The 16,383-nt window shown below is 66.5% G+C and carries 18 protein-coding genes and 5 pseudogenes; 13 read left to right on the forward strand and 10 right to left on the reverse strand.

Going from position 1 to position 16,383, the window contains the following annotated elements; all coding sequences use genetic code 11:
* Nucleotides 1-73 precede the first annotated feature (73 nt).
* Nucleotides 74-1,264 (forward strand): annotated as a pseudogene (locus tag GNX96_RS64625) (Nramp family divalent metal transporter).
* 3 nt (nucleotides 1,265-1,267) lie between these two features.
* On the opposite strand, the gene GNX96_RS23410 reads toward GNX96_RS64625, so the two are convergent.
* The 8 genes and pseudogenes from GNX96_RS23410 to GNX96_RS64640 all read right to left on the reverse strand — a co-directional run.
* The gene (locus tag GNX96_RS23410) at nucleotides 1,268-2,164 is read right to left on the reverse strand and encodes a carbohydrate ABC transporter permease (RefSeq protein WP_163569718.1); all 897 of its coding nucleotides are present in this window, start codon (nucleotides 2,162-2,164) and stop codon (nucleotides 1,268-1,270) included.
* Nucleotides 2,164-3,078, reverse strand: a complete 915-nt coding sequence (locus GNX96_RS23415) for a carbohydrate ABC transporter permease (RefSeq protein ID WP_163569719.1) — start codon at nucleotides 3,076-3,078, stop codon at nucleotides 2,164-2,166. The genes GNX96_RS23410 and GNX96_RS23415 overlap by 1 nt, the downstream gene beginning before the upstream one ends.
* Nucleotides 3,075-4,355: an ABC transporter substrate-binding protein gene (locus tag GNX96_RS23420; protein WP_163569720.1), complete on the reverse strand. Its 1,281-nt coding sequence runs from the start codon at nucleotides 4,353-4,355 to the stop codon at nucleotides 3,075-3,077. Before GNX96_RS23420 ends, GNX96_RS23415 begins: the two co-directional genes overlap by 4 nt.
* Nucleotides 4,356-4,408: 53 nt before the next feature.
* Nucleotides 4,409-4,738 carry an aldehyde dehydrogenase family protein gene (locus tag GNX96_RS64630; protein WP_390624120.1) on the reverse strand — a complete coding sequence of 110 codons (330 nt, stop codon included), beginning with the start codon at nucleotides 4,736-4,738 and terminating at the stop codon, nucleotides 4,409-4,411.
* Nucleotides 4,739-4,787: 49 nt separating this feature from the next.
* Nucleotides 4,788-5,843 (reverse strand): annotated as a pseudogene (locus GNX96_RS23425) (aldehyde dehydrogenase family protein); the annotation flags it as partial.
* Nucleotides 5,833-6,363: an ROK family protein gene (locus GNX96_RS54515; RefSeq protein WP_279581251.1), complete on the reverse strand. Its 531-nt coding sequence runs from the start codon at nucleotides 6,361-6,363 to the stop codon at nucleotides 5,833-5,835. The pseudogene GNX96_RS23425 and the gene GNX96_RS54515, both read right to left, overlap by 11 nt.
* A 38-nt stretch (nucleotides 6,364-6,401) precedes the next feature.
* A pseudogene (locus GNX96_RS64635) lies at nucleotides 6,402-6,476 on the reverse strand (hypothetical protein); the annotation flags it as partial.
* Nucleotides 6,477-6,601: 125 nt separating this feature from the next.
* A pseudogene (locus GNX96_RS64640) lies at nucleotides 6,602-6,955 on the reverse strand (ROK family protein); the annotation flags it as partial.
* Nucleotides 6,956-7,324: 369 nt separating this feature from the next.
* On the opposite strand from GNX96_RS64640, the gene GNX96_RS23435 reads away from it, so the two are divergent.
* From GNX96_RS23435 to GNX96_RS54530, 12 genes and pseudogenes are all read left to right on the forward strand, one after another.
* Nucleotides 7,325-8,065: a hypothetical protein gene (locus GNX96_RS23435; protein ID WP_163569721.1), complete on the forward strand. Its 741-nt coding sequence runs from the start codon at nucleotides 7,325-7,327 to the stop codon at nucleotides 8,063-8,065.
* 26 nt (nucleotides 8,066-8,091) lie between these two features.
* A complete protein-coding gene (locus GNX96_RS23440; protein ID WP_163569722.1) occupies nucleotides 8,092-9,483 on the forward strand; it encodes an L-tyrosine/L-tryptophan isonitrile synthase family protein in 1,392 nt (463 codons plus the stop codon).
* The gene (locus GNX96_RS23445; protein ID WP_163569723.1) at nucleotides 9,483-10,586 is read left to right on the forward strand and encodes an MFS transporter; all 1,104 of its coding nucleotides are present in this window, start codon (nucleotides 9,483-9,485) and stop codon (nucleotides 10,584-10,586) included. The genes GNX96_RS23440 and GNX96_RS23445 overlap by 1 nt, the downstream gene beginning before the upstream one ends.
* A gap of 2 nt (nucleotides 10,587-10,588) precedes the next feature.
* On the forward strand, nucleotides 10,589-10,726 hold the full coding sequence (locus tag GNX96_RS23450) for a hypothetical protein (RefSeq protein WP_163569724.1): 138 nt from the start codon (nucleotides 10,589-10,591) through the stop codon (nucleotides 10,724-10,726).
* Nucleotides 10,723-11,172, forward strand: a complete 450-nt coding sequence (locus GNX96_RS23455; protein WP_163569725.1) for an AMP-binding protein — start codon at nucleotides 10,723-10,725, stop codon at nucleotides 11,170-11,172. Before GNX96_RS23450 ends, GNX96_RS23455 begins: the two co-directional genes overlap by 4 nt.
* Nucleotides 11,169-12,263, forward strand: a complete 1,095-nt coding sequence (locus GNX96_RS23460) for an AMP-binding protein (protein ID WP_163569726.1) — start codon at nucleotides 11,169-11,171, stop codon at nucleotides 12,261-12,263. Before GNX96_RS23455 ends, GNX96_RS23460 begins: the two co-directional genes overlap by 4 nt.
* Nucleotides 12,260-12,610 carry an acyl carrier protein gene (locus GNX96_RS23465; protein WP_163569727.1) on the forward strand — a complete coding sequence of 117 codons (351 nt, stop codon included), beginning with the start codon at nucleotides 12,260-12,262 and terminating at the stop codon, nucleotides 12,608-12,610. The genes GNX96_RS23460 and GNX96_RS23465 overlap by 4 nt, the downstream gene beginning before the upstream one ends.
* A complete protein-coding gene (locus GNX96_RS23470; protein WP_163569728.1) occupies nucleotides 12,582-13,310 on the forward strand; it encodes a thioesterase domain-containing protein in 729 nt (242 codons plus the stop codon). Before GNX96_RS23465 ends, GNX96_RS23470 begins: the two co-directional genes overlap by 29 nt.
* Complete coding sequence (locus GNX96_RS23475; protein WP_279581253.1) at nucleotides 13,307-13,570, forward strand: hypothetical protein; 264 nt, start codon at nucleotides 13,307-13,309, stop codon at nucleotides 13,568-13,570. The genes GNX96_RS23470 and GNX96_RS23475 overlap by 4 nt, the downstream gene beginning before the upstream one ends.
* 107 nt (nucleotides 13,571-13,677) lie before the next feature.
* Nucleotides 13,678-14,595 (forward strand): hypothetical protein, encoded by a 918-nt coding sequence (locus tag GNX96_RS23480; RefSeq protein WP_163569730.1) that lies wholly within the window; start codon nucleotides 13,678-13,680, stop codon nucleotides 14,593-14,595.
* Between the two features lie 455 nt (nucleotides 14,596-15,050).
* Nucleotides 15,051-15,161: pseudogene (locus tag GNX96_RS64645) on the forward strand (TMEM175 family protein); the annotation flags it as partial.
* A gap of 151 nt (nucleotides 15,162-15,312) precedes the next feature.
* Nucleotides 15,313-15,588, forward strand: a complete 276-nt coding sequence (locus GNX96_RS54530) for a hypothetical protein (RefSeq protein ID WP_279581255.1) — start codon at nucleotides 15,313-15,315, stop codon at nucleotides 15,586-15,588.
* Between the two features lie 115 nt (nucleotides 15,589-15,703).
* Here GNX96_RS54530 and GNX96_RS54535 read toward each other — a convergent pair whose 3' ends face one another.
* Nucleotides 15,704-15,904, reverse strand: coding sequence for a response regulator transcription factor (locus tag GNX96_RS54535; RefSeq protein ID WP_390624121.1), 201 nt, complete (start codon nucleotides 15,902-15,904; stop codon nucleotides 15,704-15,706).
* Entirely contained in the window at nucleotides 15,901-16,332 is a 432-nt protein-coding gene (locus GNX96_RS23490; RefSeq protein ID WP_279581256.1) for a hypothetical protein, read from the reverse strand. The genes GNX96_RS54535 and GNX96_RS23490 overlap by 4 nt, the downstream gene beginning before the upstream one ends.
* Nucleotides 16,333-16,383 lie beyond the last annotated feature (51 nt).

Here is a 16,383-nt window from a genome sequence, read left to right on the forward strand (position 1 = left end):
GGGCGAGCAGAACCCTGCCGTTGCCGCGGTACGGCCACGTCCCCGCGTGTCCAGGCTGCGCCCGGCCACCACCATGGTCGGGCCGGCGTTCGTCGCCGCTGTCGCGTACGTCGACCCCGGCAACTTCGCGACCAATATCAGCGCCGGCGCCCAATACGGCTACACGCTGATCTGGGTGATCATGGTCGCCAACGTGATGGCCATGCTTATCCAGTACCTGTCGGCAAAACTCGGCCTCGCCACCGGACACGACCTGGCCGAGCTGTGCCGCGAACGGCTCCCCCGTCGGGTGTCTTTCGGACTTTGGGTCCAGGCCGAACTCGTCGCCATGGCCACCGACCTGGCCGAATTCGTCGGCGCCGCGATCGGCCTGAACCTGCTCTTTGGCGTACCTATGCCGGTGGCCGGTCTTATTACCGCAGTGGTGGCTTTCGCCATCCTGGCTCTGGAACAGCGCGGCTATCGCCGATTCGAACTGGCGATCGCCGCGCTGTTCGGGGGTCTTCCTTGGTTTCGCGTACGACCTCTTCTGGGTTGGCGCCGATCCGGTCGGTGTCGTCGCCGGCCTGATCCCCAGTTTTGCCGGCCCTGACGGCGTTCTGCTGGCCGTCGGCATCATCGGCGCCACCGTCATGCCACACGCGATCTACCTGCACTCGGCCCTGACGAAAGCTCGCGGCCGCGCGCGAAGGTGAGGAAGTTCGCCGTAAACTCCTCAAATCCCTGCGCGCCGACGTCATCGTGGCCCTGGGCACCGCGAGCCTCATCAATGTCTCGATGCTCGTCCTCGCCGCCTCACTTCTGCACGCCACCGGCCTCGGCGGCGGCGCCGACCCCATCCTGCTCGCCCACGCCGACCTCGACCGCTACGGCGGCGGCGCGCGCCCTCGTCTTCGCCGTCGCGCTGCTGGCTTCCGGCGTCTCGTCCTCCAGCGTCGGCACGTACGCCGGCCAGGTCGTCATGAGAGGCTTCCTCAACCGCAGCCTGCCACTTTTCCTCCGCCAGGCGGCGTCACCATGCTGCCCGCGCTTGTCGTCCCTGCGCCTGCGACTGCCGGCGACCGACAGCCTGGTCCTTTCGCAGGTCGTCCTGTCGTTCGGGATCCCCTTCGCCCTGGTCCCGCTCGTCCTTTTGACCCGACGGCGTGACGTCATGGGCCCATTCGTCAATCGGCGCATCACGACGATCGCTGCCAGCTCCTGCGCAGCGGTCATTATCGCCCCTGAAACTACCTACCTCATTGTCGGCGTGTTCGCGTTCTAGCCGTCACTTCAGTGCGCCGCTCACCAGGTCGATCCGCCAGTAACGTTGGAGGGAAAGGAAGAGAGCGATCACCGGAACCACCGCGAGCAGAGTTCCGGTGATCACCAAGGAATAGAGCGACGCCTCGTCCGCACCATGGCGCAACATGCTGTAGAGACCAACGGTCAGCGGAAACTTGTCATCACTGGTGAGCATGACAAATGGCAGCAGGAAGTTGTTCCACACCACCACGAACTGCAGCAGAAACGTGGTCACCAGCCCAGATCGCATCAATCGCAGGCCCACGGACCAAAACAGCCGGAATTCGCTGGCCCCGTCAATCCGCCCCGCTTCCAGAAGAGAGTCAGGAATCGAGCCCATCGCGTAAATCCGGCACAGATAGATCCCGTACGGGTTGAAAAGCTGCGGCAGGATCACCCCAAGGTAGTTGTCGACCAGACCGATCTTCGACAACAGCAGATACTGCGGAATGGCCAGTACGATCTGCTGCGGCAGCAGCACACCGGCGAGAATGGCGTTGAAAATCATCTTTCGGCCGCGGAACTCATATTTCGCGATCGCGTAACCGGCGGCGGCCGAGACCGCGGTGGCCAGAATCCCGCCGACCGAGGCATAGAGCAGGCTGTTGAGCATCCAGTGCCAGAACACCCCGCCGTCGTACGACGAGAGATCACGCACGTTGGTGACGATACCTGGACCCAAAGACGGCGAGTACGTGGCACTGCTGAACAGCTGCGCCGGAGTTTTGCTGGCCGCGATGACAATCCAGAGCGCCGGTACGATGCAGTAGGCAGCGCCGATGACAAGCACCGCGGTCGGCACCAGGGCGGGTCCACGACGCCCGTTGCCAGCATTTTGCCCCGGCAGGGCGTTGGTACGCGCGGCGACCGTGACCGCCATCAGTCGTCGCCCTTTCCAGCCCGGCCGACCTGGCCTTGCACCATTCGGGCCGCTACCAAGGAAACCACCAGCGCGGCCACCGTAATCAGCGTCGAAGTGGCCGCGGCGGACGAGATGTCGGCGTTGACAAACGCGTCGGTGTAGATCTTCATCAAGGGCACCCAGTCGGACGAGATCGCATTCGACAGTGGCCGCAAGGTGTTGGGCTCATTGAAAAGTTGAAGCGCGGCCAACACCGTGAACAGGCAGCACATCGCGATGGCCGGCCGCAGCAGCGGCACCTTGACCCGCACGGCGATCTGCAGATCGGATGCGCCATCCAGCCGCGCGGCCTCGTAGATTTCCGGTGGCAGTGACCGCAGGGCGGTGTACATCACGATCATGTTGAAGCCGACCGAGCCCCAGATCGCCACGTTGGCGACGGTGAAATACACCTCGGTGACGCCGAAGTAGTTGATGACGCGGCCACCGATCGGGCTGGTGGCCGGCAGGTAGAGGAAGCCCCACAGCAGCGTCGCGATCACGCCGGGCACCGCGTACGGGAGAAAGATGGACAGTCGGGCGAACCGGGTCAGCCGGGCGCGAGGCGTGTCCAGCAGCAGAGCGAAAAGCAGGGCCAGGCCGACTGTGCAGCCGACCGTGACGATCCCGACGACGAGCATCCGGCCCAAGCTGGCCCAGAATCCGCCGTCGCTCAACGCGCCGACGTAGTTGTCCAGTCCAGCAAACATCACCGTGGTGGTCGAGCCGAGCAGACCGCCGGTCACCTTGCGGCTTTCGAAGCTGAGGATCAACGCGTAGATACCTGGTGCCACCACGAAAAGCAGGAAGAGCACGACCGCCGGCAGCACCAGCCCGTACGGCAGCAGGTGCCGGGAGTGCCGCCGGCGGGCGACTGGCGAGAGGGTGGTCACGCGACGGTGAATCCTTTCTTTTTCAGGTCCGAGACGGTCGCGCTCTGCACGGTGTCCAAAGCGGCACTGAACGGCGTACCAAACTGCAGTGCCTTGCCGAAGGCATCCGTGTAGCTGCTGAAGGTGACCGTCACATTGGGCCCCCACATCGTGAAGGCGTGCGCGCCGGGTGCGGCCTGCTTGACCAGGTCGTAGTAGTTGGCCTGGTTGGGGAAGAACGCCGGCGGGCTCTTGAGAACGTCCAGCGATCGGCCCGAAGTCGCGGCTGGGTAGATGTTGATCTGCTTGATCTGCGCGGTGACAGCGGTCGGGTCGGTGTTCAACCACGAGATGAATTGCGCGGCCTGCGCCGGGTGCTGCGAGTCGGTGGTCACGGTCATCGCCGAGCCACCCCAGATGCCGGTGCTGGTGTCGCCGGCGGTCCAGGAAGGCAACGGCGCGACGGTCCACTTTCCCTTGGTGCTCGGCGCGATTCCGCCCAGCTGGGCGGGCGCCCAGGCGCCGGAAACCCAGGTCGCGAGGCTGCCATCATTCATTTGTTTGTTCCACTGCGGGGAAAAGGACGGGTTCTTCGCGACCAGCCCGTCCTGCACCAGGCCCTGCCAGTAGGCCGCGACCTTGTTCGACAGCGCGTCGTTGATGTCGACGTGCCAGGTGGTGCCGCTCAGCCTCCACCAGTTCGCGCCAGCCTGCTGGACCAGGCCGGTGAACCAGCCGGGATCCTGCGCGTCGAAGTTGGTCATCTGCACCGAAGGTGCCTTTTGGTGCAAGGTCCGCGCTTCCTGCGCGTACTGGTCCCAGGTCGTCGGTACGGCCAAGCCGTACTTCTGGAAGACATCGGTACGGTAGAACAACATCAGCGGTGCACTGTCCTGCGGGATGCCGTAGACCTTCCCGTCGAACCGGGTCGCTTTCAGGGTGGCGTCATCGAAATCCTTGACCGTCGTCTTGGTGTCGTCGGTGATGTCCCGTACGACCCCGCCGGCCACCAGCGCGGGCAGCGACTGGTATTCGACTTTCCCAATGTCCGGGCCGTTCTTGGCCTGGTGCGCGGTGATCATCTTGCTGACCAACTGGTCACCGCCGGCTGGGTTGGACACCTTCACCTGGATGGTCGGATGCGCGGCGTTCCAGAGCGCGACGACCTTGTCGATGTTCGGATCCCACGCCCACATCGTGAGCGTGACCTTCGCATCCGACGAGGCGGCACCACAGCCGCTGAGCAGCAGGGCGAGCGCGACAACGGCCCCGACCGCTGCGCCGAGTCTGGTCTTCATATCGCGGTTCCTCACAGACGGGGCCGACTTTGTACGCGGCTTAACGTAAGTGCCTAGAGACCCGCGGTCAACGGGTCACGGGTCCAGCTCGGCAGGTCCAGCGGGGTCCGCTGCAACCCGATCCACTGGCGTTGGGTGAATCCGGACATCTGGTTGTGGGCGCCGTGCCGCGCGTACGCGTCGTTGACGTGCACCTCGCCGGCCCGCAGCCGCTCGGCGACGCCGAGGCCGCGGACCAGGTCGGCGGTGAACACCGAGTTCATCAGCATCGGATAGCCGTTGGTCAGCGCGATCGCCTCCTCCTCGGAGTCGACCACGGTGATCGGGATGACCGGCCCGAAGATCTCCTCGGTGAACGCCGGCATATCCGGCGTGACGTCCATAAGGACAGTCGGCCGGTAGAACAGCCGATCGTACGTACGTACCGCCGGCGACCACCCTGGCACCCTTCGCGACCGACCGCTCGACGATGTCCTTATGGACGCGATCACGCTGCTTCGCGCTGATCAGCGGCCCAAGCTCGACCTGGCCGGACAGCGGGTCACCGACTCGCAGTGCCTCGACCCGCCGAGTCACCGCCTCGACGTAGCGATCGACCACCGCGCGATGCACGATGTGCCGGCTGGAGCTGATGCACGCCTGGCCCTGGAACTCCAGCGAAGCGACCATCGCGCAGGACGCGGTGAGGTCGATGTCGGCGTCCTCCAAGACCAGGAATGCGTTGTCTCCGCCCAATTCCACTCGTACGGGCCGAAGGTCGGCGGCGGCCGAAGCGGTGATCGCGAGGCCGACCGCACGCGAGCCGGTGAAGTCGAGCAGGTCCAGGCCGCGGTGCTCGGCGAGCGCCCAGCCGGCCTCCGGGCCGTCGCCGGTGACGACGTTGAGGACTCCACGCGGCAGGCCGACGTGGGCGGCGGCCTCGGCGAGCACCTGGCCGCCAATGATCGGTGTCAGTTCGGCCGGCTTGAGCACCACCGTGTTGCCGAAAGCCAGCGCCGGCGCCACCGCCCGCATCGCGAGGTTCATCGGGTAGTTCCACGGCGTGATCAGCCCAATCACACCCAGCGGCACCGCCCGGGACAGCGACAGCTTCCCGGCCTTGTACGGCGGCAGCACATCACCGGCGTTCTCCACCGCTTGTACGGCCGAAATCCGCAGCTGCCGGATGCTGGTCGTCACCTCGTCCTCGGCCTTCAGCCGTACGCCCCCCGGTCTCCCGCATGCTGAGGACGATGAGCTCCTCCTGGCGCGCATCCAGATAGCCGGCGAGCGCGCGGTGAGGTAGGCTGAGCGCTGCGGCGCCGACAACGCGGCCCAGCCCGGTTGGGCCGTACGAGCGGCGGCCACCGCCCGATCCACGTCCTGGGCGTCCGCCTGCGCATAGCTGCCTATTGGCTGGTCAGTGGCCTTCTCCATGACCGCGTCGACGCGCCCGGTCCGGGACGGTTGGAACGTACCGTCGATGAAAAGGGCGGCGTCAGACAGCATGGGCACTCCGCGGGCTCGGCCTTTGCTTTTGACTTAAGCTAAGTCCAAAGCAGGCAAAGGTCAACGCCCGTTCGCGACCTCTTTTACCCCGCCAGCCATCAAAAGCCGCACAACCGGCATGGTCGCGGCGCCCATCGCCACCGCCTCCGGACCCAGCTCGCCCACCACGATCCGGGGCGTTGCCCGCGAGGTAGGGCAACGCATGCCGTCGTACGGTCGCCTCGACGGCCGACAGGACCTTCGGGCCGAGCGCGAGACCCACCCATCCGGACAGCACCACGTGGTCCGGATTGAGCAGATTGACCAGGCCCGCGATGCCGATGCCCAGCACCTCGGCGGCCGTGTCCAGCGTCTGGGCGGCCGGGCCTGGCTCGACCGAGTCGGCGATCAGTTCGGCCAGCCGGGCCTCGGTGCCGGTCGCCCGGAACGCGGTGGCGCCCGGCAGCCGCAAGTAGTCGTCCAGGATCGCCTCGGCGCCGACGTACGCCTCCAGACAGCCGCGCGACCCCCGCAGCGGCACGGCCGGCCGCCGATGTTGACGACCATGTGACCCCACTCGCTGGTGGTGCTGGTGACGCCGCCGAGCGAGTCGGACTCGGTGACCAGCGCGGCTCCAACACCGACGCCAAGCAACGCGACAATGGCCCGCCGGGCGCCCTGGCCGGCGCCACGCCAGACCTCGGCCTGGCCTGGCCGAGCGTACGAGCGCAGTTGTCGAACTGCAGCGGCGCGTCCAGGTGCGGGCGCACCAGGGCGGCGAGCGGTACGCCCGACCAGCCCAGCGTCGGCGCGTACACCAACTCTGGCTGTCCAGGCACCACCGCGCCGGGCACGCCGACCCCCACTCCGAGCAGGTCGGCCGGGTCGACGCCAACCTGCCCAGTCACCTCTTTCACGCCCCTGACCAGCAGGTCTGCGATCAGTTCCGGGGCCGGTTGGGCCGTCTCCAACGGGAAGACCGCGGTGCCCACCTCGGTGAGCATGAAGTCGAAAAGCCCGATCTGGACGTGCGTCTCACCAATGTCGACGCCGGCCACGAAGCCGACATCGCCGCGTACCCGTACCAACGTCCGGGGCCGGCCACCGTCGGAGTCCACCAGCCCGGCCTCCATCACCAGCCCGTCCGCGATCAGGTCCGCGACCACGTTGCTCACCGTCGCCGAACTGAGGCCGGACGCGCCGATCAGATCCTGCCGACTCGTCGGCCCCTGCAAGTAGAGCCGGGACAGCAGCGCGGAGCGGTTGTGGCGACGCAGGTCGCGAGTCGTCTGCCGAACAGGGCGGTTCACAGCTGGAATTCTCGCAGAAGGCGCAACTGACAGTCATACGCAAGGAAGGTGACAGGACCGCGAGTTAACGTTTTCTGCAGCGCGGTCCGATCCGGCGAGCAAGATCACAATGGCATGAAACTTCGGCATATGATTTGGTACTGTTGCTTTCTGGCGGGCGGGGCAAGTCTAGCGAGAGGGTTATCGCGACTGATGCCGCGCAAAGCCTGTTCAGCCGTCGCGGACGGCACGCTCCACGGCGTGATCTCGGCCGACCCGATGCTGTCCCTGCACTGTGCGCCCGCCCCGGTGAGCAGATCGGTTTCGCTGGCCGCACTGGCGTGTTCGCCACGCGCCGTCAATCGGCTGGTCGCCGACTGCTGCGCCGACGAAGACCCACTGGACGTTCTGTTGGAATTGGTCGTACGACCAACGGCACGGGTTTCGCGCATCCTGCTCGATCGCTACGACCGGCACCTTCCCGAGGACGTCTCGGTGGAGCTCTCCGGTCACGGCCACCCCACCGGCCGGGTCTTCTTCGACCATGGGGGGACCTCACAGAGCTGGCCAAACCTGCGATCAACGTTGCTGCGGTTGGGTCAGCGAATCCCGGCGCGAACAATGTTCGCGCCGGATCAGATCCGCTGCGCCATCATTCGTACGATCGACGAGGAACTGCGTTTTCTTGGTCCGACCGCGCACACGGCCTGGGGTGGACACGCGGTCAGCCCAGAACAGGACAAGATCCTCCGGGACGTGCTGGATCACGTCGCGACCGCCGCCCGGCAAGCCCGCCGGCAGCCTGGTACGGCTCGGCCGGCCGTTGTCATCGACGGCGAGTTGGTGGCGTTGGCCGGACTGCGACGGTTCTGCTGGGAGGTGTACGACGCTGGCGGCCGGACGGTTTTCGCGTACCGAAGCGGAACGAGCGCCGTGACATTTTCCGGGCACTGACCGGTGCCGGCATTCTCGGGCCAACCGTGCTCACCCCACCGGCGTTGCGCCGGTCCGGTATCACGCCCGTGTTCACCTTCCGCCCCGCGGATGTGGCGACCTTCGAGACATCCCCCCGAAACGGGCTGACCGATCCGGCCGGACCGGCGCCGGCTCGCTCGCTGGCCGAGTTGTCCTTGGGTGAACTGCGCGATCATCGCGCGTCGGCGTCTCACGCCGTCACCCTCGATGACGAGGCTTCGCTGTTCCTTGTCTCGGTGCTGCTTGCGGCAACGGCGGCGGCCGCCCACCGGACCGCCGGCCTGGCCCGCGACCGAGCCGAAACCATCGGCGGCCAAGTGCACGAAATCCTGCTGAGCAAGCAGTTCCGCAAGGGATCGCGGGACAACTATCCGTGGTCGCTGGCTGAGCAGACGATCAAGCCGTTCGTCGACCGTGGCGAACCGATCCGGGTGATGACCTTCGGTTTTCCGGCGAAACTTGACTACAACGGGCTCAAGACCGCCGGCCCACTGCCGGATTTCGGGGAACTGGCGGCACTCGCCCGGTTCGGCGAGCTGCAGCGAGCGGTCCGACGGGTTTACCCGCCGGGCCTGCACATCATGGTGCTGTCCGACGGGAACCATTTCCGCCCCCGCCCCACCGAGCTGCTTCGCCCGTACCAGGCCAAACTCGCCGAGTTCCAGGAGCTGGTGGGCACCGATGTGCTAACCGTCCATGACCTCGACGCACTGGCGATGGACCGGCTCGGCGCCGACCCGGTCGCCGAACGACTGCGCGCGGTGGGCAGGCACGTACAAACGATCACCGCGACTCTCGACGGCATCGACGTCACGCGATCACCGTTGCGGGCACTGGAAAAGGCCGACCGAAGGCTTGCCGACGGGACCGGCTCGCCCTCACTGGCCGCGCTTTTCCGTTCCCTGGTTTACGCGGTCACCCTGCCTCCCGCACCGCGGCCGATGCGACCGCAGGACTGGGCACGCCAGCTGTACGTGGACGTGTTCGATGTGACGGATCCGGTACTGGGCAAGGAAAGAGGCCAGGTGCTGAGCAGGGCCTGGACGGACGCCATCCGGTATTTGGCGGCCATCCGAGCGGACCGCGAGGTGGCCTACGAGGAGGCGCTGGTGCCCAGGCCGTACGTCCGACTGTCCCCCCATCCGCGGCCCGGCACGGTCGGTTTCGGTTATCTGGGCGGATCCTGCATGCTGCCGTGGCACGGCGTGGGCCTGGTCGGCACCGACGGCATCGTCTCGTCCGGCCTCGCGATCTCGGCCGCCGACGCCGGATATGTGCCCGTACGATCGGCTCTGATGGGCACCGATCAGCCCTGGTTCCTCGCGCCGGTCACCGCGACCCACAAGGGAAAACTCAACCCCGCGTTGGTCGCCTCGCTCCGGTTGCGGCGGCGCTGATGGCAAACGTCGTCGTCCGGCACCTCCGTACGACCCTGGTCGCCGAGACCAGCGCCGGCCGGTTGCTCGTACTCACCTCGTTGCTCGGCAGCATCGGTCTCGGCCTCTACCAGGCCGGCAGCGCGGTCTATTTCGTACACGTCATAGGATTTTCCGGCGTCCAAGTGGGATCCGGGCTGTCCGCGGCGGGCCTGGCCGGGCTCGCGTTGGGCATCCCGATCGGCCGGCTGGCCGACCGGCTCGGGCCGCGCGAGGTCACTGTCGCGGTGTGTGTCCTCAAAGCTATCCCGCTCGCGGTTTTCCCATTGGCCGGTCACTACTGGGTTTTCCTACTGACCGCGGTGGTTTTCGGGGTCGCCGACGCCGGCTGGAATGTTGCGAACGAGGCCGTCATCGCCGGCACCATGAGTGGCTCGCACCGGGTCCGGCTGTCCGCTCAACTGCGCAGCATCTACAACATCGGGATGACAGCGGGCGCGTTGCTGGCCGGGCTGGCGGTCGCCGCCAACGTTCCGGCGGCCTATTTCGGGCTGTTCTGGGGATACGCGGTGACCACCCTCATCACCGCGGCTCTTTACCTGCGATTGCCGCATGTTCCGGGCACCGGCGCCGTCCACGCCTCCGTCCACCGGCTGGCCGCGCTGTCCGATCTCCCCTATCTGGCGGTGGCTCAGGTCAGCGGATTGGCGCTGCTGAGCGAAACCGTGCTGGAGATCGGGCTGCCGCTCTGGGTGGTCACCCAGACCACCGCACCACGGTGGCTGGTGCCTGGCCTGCTGGCCGTCAACACGGTCCTCGTGGTCATTTTCCAAGCCCGGGCGGCCCGCGGCGCCGAGACGATTCCCGGTGCGGTGCGTACGCTCCAGATCTCTTTTGTCGCCCTGATCGCCATGTGCGTGCTCGCGGCCGTCTCGGCCGCGGTGCCGGTGTGGGCCGCCGTGCTGGTCCTGGTGGCGTCCGTCGTCGCCCTCACCGGCGGCGAGATGGGCAGTTCCGCGGCCCGTTGGTGCATGCGATTTTCCTTTGCGCCAGAAGGCGACAGGGTCAGTACGGCGCGGTTTTCCGGCTCGGCCAGATTGGCCCGCGGGTCATCGGCCCGGTAGTGGTGACCGCCCTGCTGGGGCAATGCCACGCGATGGGCTGGCTGGCCCTCGCGGTGGTTTTCGGGCTGGGCCTGGTTGCTGGCCCGGCTGCTGCCCGCTGGGCACAACGCACCCGAATAGAGAAAGCAGCAATCTCATGACTATCACCGAACGGACCCTCACCGAGGTGTTTCGCCGCACCGTCATGGCCGGTGCCGACTATCCGGCGATTATCGAGGAGTCCGGCACCGCGACCTACCGCGAGCTCGACCGCGAGTCCGACGGAATCGCCGCTGCCCTGCACCACAAAGGCGTCCGGCCTGGCGAGCTGGTGTGCCTGGAAGCCTCCCGTACGAGGGCCGGTTTGGCCGCCCTGTTGGGAATTCTGAAGGCCGGCGCGGCCTATCTTCCGCTGGAGCCATCAAATCCACCGACCCGTCTGCGGGACATGGTGCGGACAGCAGCGGCGCCCGGCTCTTCGTCGGATCGGCCGTACAAGCCCAAAACTGCGGATTCGACGAGACGGACGCGATCTTCTTCGGCGCCAACCCCACGCCCATCGCCGGGCATGGTGTCGCCGGCCAGGGGTCCGACCCGGCCTACGTGATTTACACGTCCGGCTCGACCGGACGCCCGAAGGGCTGCGTTCTCACCCACGACAACGTGCTGTCCCTGGTGAAAGCGACCCTGCCGCTCGTACGCACCGACCATCAGGACCGGTGGACACTCTTTCACTCGGTGTCTTTCGACTTCTCCGTCTGGGAAATGTGGGGCGCCTGGGCGACCGGCGCCGCCCTGGTGATCGTGCCTGACACCATCGCCCGCTCCGCCGAGGACTTCCTGGCCTTCGTGGACCGGCACGGCGTCACGGTGCTCAACCAGGTGCCGTCGGTTTTCCGTGCCCTGCAAGGCGCCCATGCCGCCGCCGGACACCCGCCGCTGCCCGTACACTATCTCATCTTCGGCGGTGAGTCGGTCGATCTGCCGGTGGTACGCGACTTCCTTGAGTCCCTGCCAGCAGCGCGGCGGCCGGTCGTCATCAACATGTACGGCATCACCGAGACCACGATTTTCGCCACCTGGAAGGAAATCACCGGAGAGGTGCTGGCCGGGCCGGTTCGCTCGCCGATTGGCCGGGCGTTGGCGCATCTGCGAGTCGACGTACGCGATGACGATGGCTTGCCGGTGCCAGCCGGCGAGACCGGCGAGCTGTGGCTCAGCGGCGAGGGAGTGGCTCGCGAATACCTGAACCGGCCAGACCTCACCGCCGAGCGTTTTCCGCTTGTGGACGGTCACCGCTGCTACCGGTCCGGCGACCTGGCCCGCGAACTTCCCAGCGGTGAGCTGGAATATCTCGGCCGCGCCGACCAGCAGGTGAAGCTGCGCGGCTTCCGGGTCGAGCTCGGTGAAATAGAGGTGGTGCTACGCGACTGTGCTGACGTCGACGATGCCGGGGTCGCTGTGGTGACCAACCAGCTGGGCGTCCAACTGCTGGTCGCCTGTGTCGTTGGCGGGGGTCTGGACTTCCCAGGCCAAATAAGGAAACACGCACAGTCCCGACTCCCCCGCTACATGGTGCCCGGGCGGTATGTGGCGGTTCCCCGGCTGCCGCTGACCAGCTCGGGAAAACTTGACCGGCAGGAACTGACCCGGCTCGCGGCCGGCGACCTGCATCTCTCCGGAAGGACCGATCGATGACCTTGGACCGCTCTCAGGTAGAAAAACTGCTGGTCGCCCAGTGGTCGGAACTGCTGGACCTGGACGTGCGGGCCGACGAGAACGTGTTCGACCTCGGCGCGTACTCACTTCTCGTGGTGGACGTGGTGAAAAGGCTGCGAGATGCCGGTGTCGAGGTCAAGGCGATGGATGTTTTCGACCATCCGGCGCCGGCCGAGCTGGCCCAGCACCTGTGCGCCGACGAGCCGCAGCCGACCTCGCCCACCGATGATCTGGTTGGCCGGGTCTGGCGGGAGAGCATCGATCCGACCGATCCGGCCGGCCGCGCCGGCCGCGTTGGTGCCGATCATCGCCGACGGCACTCGTGAGCCGCTTTACTGCGTCCCGATGGGCACCGGCCACGCCCAGTTTTTCGGGACTATCGCAGAGAACTTCCGGCAGGGCCGGCCGGTCTACGGATTCCAGGACCGCGGCCGTACGGCCAAGGTCCGGCCATTCCTGTCCATCCGTGACATGGCCGCGAACTACGTTCAGGAGCTGCGCGCCTTCCAGCCGCAGGGCCCGTACCACCTTGCCGGATTCTGTTCCGGCGCGGTCGTCGCCCAGGAAATGGCCAGGATCCTCACCGAAAGCGGCGAAGACGTGCCGACGCTGGTGATGGCCGGGCCGTCCGGCGACTATCCGGAAATGGACCCCGGGCTCGGGCTCACCGAGCTGGTGGAATTTCAACTGGGCACCGTACGCAACAAACTCGGTCGGGACCTGACCGATCTGGACAGCGTCGTACGGGACTTGGCCGAGCTCCGCTGGTTCGAGGACGGCTTGCCGGCCGCCGATTTCTACCGCCGGATGGTGCTGTTCGCCGGCGCGCTTTTCGCCCAGGAGCACCACACTCCGCAGCACTACGCCGGTCCCGCGGTCGTCTGCATGTACGCCCACGAGGACGTTCGGAGCTACTGGGCGCCTCTGTTGCCGGCGGCGACCATCATGCAGGTGGCGGCGATCACCACGCTGGACCTGCTCCGCGAACCGGCGCTGGCGGCGGAGTTCAGCCGCCTGCTGGCGTGAGGCGGGCCGCGAAAATGCCGCGAATCGTTGTTGTTGTCTATGACGAAGGTGCTGTCTCGCCGGCGGAGATCGTCACCGGCTTGAAGGAGGTCGGCGAGGTCGTTTTCGCGCTGCCGCCATCGGATCACAACGACGGTATGGCACCGCTCATCGACGATCTGGCCACCTGCGTACACATCCCCGAAGAAGCCATCGACGAGGTGCGTGCCCTTAGGCCGGACGCCGTACTCACCTTCAGCGCGAGCGGCGCGTACGACTGACCGCCAACCTCACCGAAGAGCTCGATCTTCCCGGCCATTCTCCGGAAGTAGCCGCGCTGGTCACCGACAAGAGCCTGCAGCGGGCCCGGCTGGCGGCCGTCGATCCGGTGCCGTCCGCGCTGGTCGCCGGCCCGGACGACTGGGACCGGTGCGTACAGTTGGTGGGTACGCCGGCCGTCCTGAAACCCGTACGCGGACAGGGAAGCCGGGACGCGTACCCGATCGAGGACCCGCACGCGGGCGCCGATTTGGTACGCCGGCTCGCCGAACGCGGAACGCCGTTCCCGATGCAGCTCGAACATTTCCTGCGCGGCCGCGCGTCCGGACCGTTCGCGGACTACGTCTCGGTGGAGAGCACCGTCTGCGACGGCCGGATCGCACACCTCGCGATCACCGGGAAACTGCCGATGTTGCCGCCTTTCCGGGAGGTCGGTGAATTCTGGCCAGCCGTCCTGCCCGAAGCCGAGAAACCAGCGGTGCTGGACCTCACAACGGCCGCGATCCAAGCGCTGGGCGTCCGGTTCGGCATGGTGCACACCGAAATCAAGCTTACCAACGACGGGCCGCGGATCATCGAGGTGAACGGCCGGCTGGCCGGCTACCTGAACGGCATCTCGGTGCGCGCGGCCGGCCTGGATTTCGTTCGTACGGCAGCACTGGTGGCCCTCGGCGAGGACGTACGCCTGCCGCCGCCGCGGTACGACGGCGTCTTCTTCTCCTTCGCGACCCCGGCCCCGCGGCTGCGCGGCACACTGGTATCGGTGAAAGGAATCGGGGAGGTCAGCCGGCTGCCCGGGATCGTCAGCTATCGGCGGTATGTGTCGCCAGGTGGTGCCATCCATGACGGTGTGGGCACTCAGCGGCTGGACATTGTTTCCGGGCAGGCGCCCGATCATCAGGCGATGCTGGACCTGATCGACCAGGCCCGCAAAGCCCTGACCTTCACCTTCGCCACCGAGGAAGGCACGACCGTCCGCAGTGGACAGGATTTGCTGAACCACGCCGCGAAATCGACGTTTTGGTAGTGGTTATCGGCGTGTCGTCAGCGAAAACGCCGAGTTCGCGAAGGACGTCAAAGGTTCGCCAACGGGGAGCGGGGACCGTCCTGGCGGAGCTGGAGGTCTCGTCGCGACCGCCGCGGCTGCCCCGATGACAAGGCCAGACCAGAAGCCGGCCTCCGCTGTAGTTGATCGCATTACCAGTTGCACTGCATCGGTCGCCGATGCCCAACTTCGGCCGCCGGAAAACTAGGTCAGCTGCCACTCCAGCCGATATTCGCGACCTCACAGTCAAGTTCGCGGAGGCGGGAGTCGCTAAGATCCGGAACCGGTACTGACCGCGAGGGGTGGGAGACGGCGTGAGTGACGGTTCGGGGCGATTTTCCCGGTGGGCCGGAGGCGCTGAGCGCGGTGACGCGGCCCGGCTCGAGGCTTTCAGCGACGGCGTGCTGGCGATCGCCATCACGCTGCTGATCCTGGACGTGCACGTCGAACCGGAACACGGTCAGTCGTTGGCGGCCGCGTTGTTGGCGTCCTGGCCACAAATCGGTGCGTACGCGGCGAGTTTCCTGCAGATCGGGATCATGTGGGCCAACCACCACACGCTTTTCCGTACGATCGCGAGAGTCGACCAACTGCTGCTGTTGAGCAACCCTGTTCCTGCTGATTTTCGTTTCGTTCCTGCCACTGCCGACCCGACTGGTCGCCGAGCATCACCTCAACGACGCGGACGGACGTACGGCGATGCTGCTGTACGGCGGGACGCTGACCGCGTGCGCGCTGGCCTTCAACCTGATCTGGCGGCACGCCGCCCGCCGGGACCTGCTGGTTCCGGGTATCAGCGCGGCGTTCCGGCGCGATGTCGGCCGCCGCTATCTGCTGGGCCTCGCCGTATATCTCGTTTCCACCCTGTTGAGCCAGATCCACCCGTGGATCACGCTGGCCCTGACCGCGGTTATCGCGGTGTTCTTCCTGCTCGGCCCGTCTCCCCGGCAGGCGGTGGAAATACCGGCGGACTGAAGCACAGGCTAGAGGACGTACGAAATGGCGGCTTTGTCGGCGGTTTTAGAAAACTCCAACATGCCTATGGGCGGCGCCCGTGAACCGGGTGCCGCCCATACCGTCTTCTTGCGGGCTAGATAAGGCCGTGTTTGAGGGCGTACGCGACGGCGTGGGAGCGGTTGCGCAGGTGCAGTCGGCTGGTCACGTCGTGCAGCACGTTTTTGACCGTACGCTGCGAATACGACAGCTTCTGCGCGATTTCCTCGGTGTCGAACCCGTCCGCCACCAACCGCAGCACCTGCACCTCCCGCTCCGCCAGACCGGAGAAGGTCAAACCCCCCGCGGGCCGAGCACCTGCCGCTGCAGCTGACCGACCTGGTTAAGCAACCTCCCCAGCAAATCCGGCGGCACCGCCCCATCGCCGGCCGCGGCCGACTTCAACACCGTCACCAAATGCTCAGCGGTAGCCTCCGCGCGGCGTACCAGACCGGCGACACCGATCTCCACGACCGCCACCAGCTCCGACTCCTCGATCTGAGTCGCGATGATCACCAACCGGTTGATCCCACGAGCCCGCAGGCCACGAAGAGCGCGAATCGCGGTCTCATCGATCCGGTCCGTCACCACCAACGCGACCTGCGCGGACTGCCACTCGTCGTTGCTGACGATCCGAACCTCAGGACGCGGAGCCAACTGCCCCTTGATCCCCGCGTAGGAAATCGGGTCACGAGCGTGAAGAAGAACTGGTAGACGTTCCATCATCTGAACCACCTGCCGGAAGACGTGTCAATCTGATGGGACAAGCATCCTCAG

Origin of the sequence: Fodinicola feengrottensis (assembly GCF_010993775.1) — a bacterium.
Taxonomy (GTDB): domain Bacteria; phylum Actinomycetota; class Actinomycetes; order Mycobacteriales; family HKI-0501; genus Fodinicola; species Fodinicola feengrottensis.

Coding starts and splice junctions, on each gene's coding strand:
- GNX96_RS64630 (WP_390624120.1), bottom strand. CDS start 4,738: ATGGACGTCACGCCGGATATGCCGGCGTTCACCGAGGAGATCTTCGGG.
- GNX96_RS23410 (WP_163569718.1), bottom strand. CDS start 2,164: ATGGCGGTCACGGTCGCCGCGCGTACCAACGCCCTGCCGGGGCAAAAT.
- GNX96_RS23445 (WP_163569723.1), top strand. CDS start 9,483: ATGGCAAACGTCGTCGTCCGGCACCTCCGTACGACCCTGGTCGCCGAG.
- GNX96_RS23435 (WP_163569721.1), top strand. CDS start 7,325: ATGCCGCGCAAAGCCTGTTCAGCCGTCGCGGACGGCACGCTCCACGGC.
- GNX96_RS23455 (WP_163569725.1), top strand. CDS start 10,723: ATGACTATCACCGAACGGACCCTCACCGAGGTGTTTCGCCGCACCGTC.
- GNX96_RS54530 (WP_279581255.1), top strand. CDS start 15,313: ATGCTGCTGTACGGCGGGACGCTGACCGCGTGCGCGCTGGCCTTCAAC.
- GNX96_RS23465 (WP_163569727.1), top strand. CDS start 12,260: ATGACCTTGGACCGCTCTCAGGTAGAAAAACTGCTGGTCGCCCAGTGG.
- GNX96_RS23490 (WP_279581256.1), bottom strand. CDS start 16,332: ATGATGGAACGTCTACCAGTTCTTCTTCACGCTCGTGACCCGATTTCC.
- GNX96_RS23420 (WP_163569720.1), bottom strand. CDS start 4,355: ATGAAGACCAGACTCGGCGCAGCGGTCGGGGCCGTTGTCGCGCTCGCC.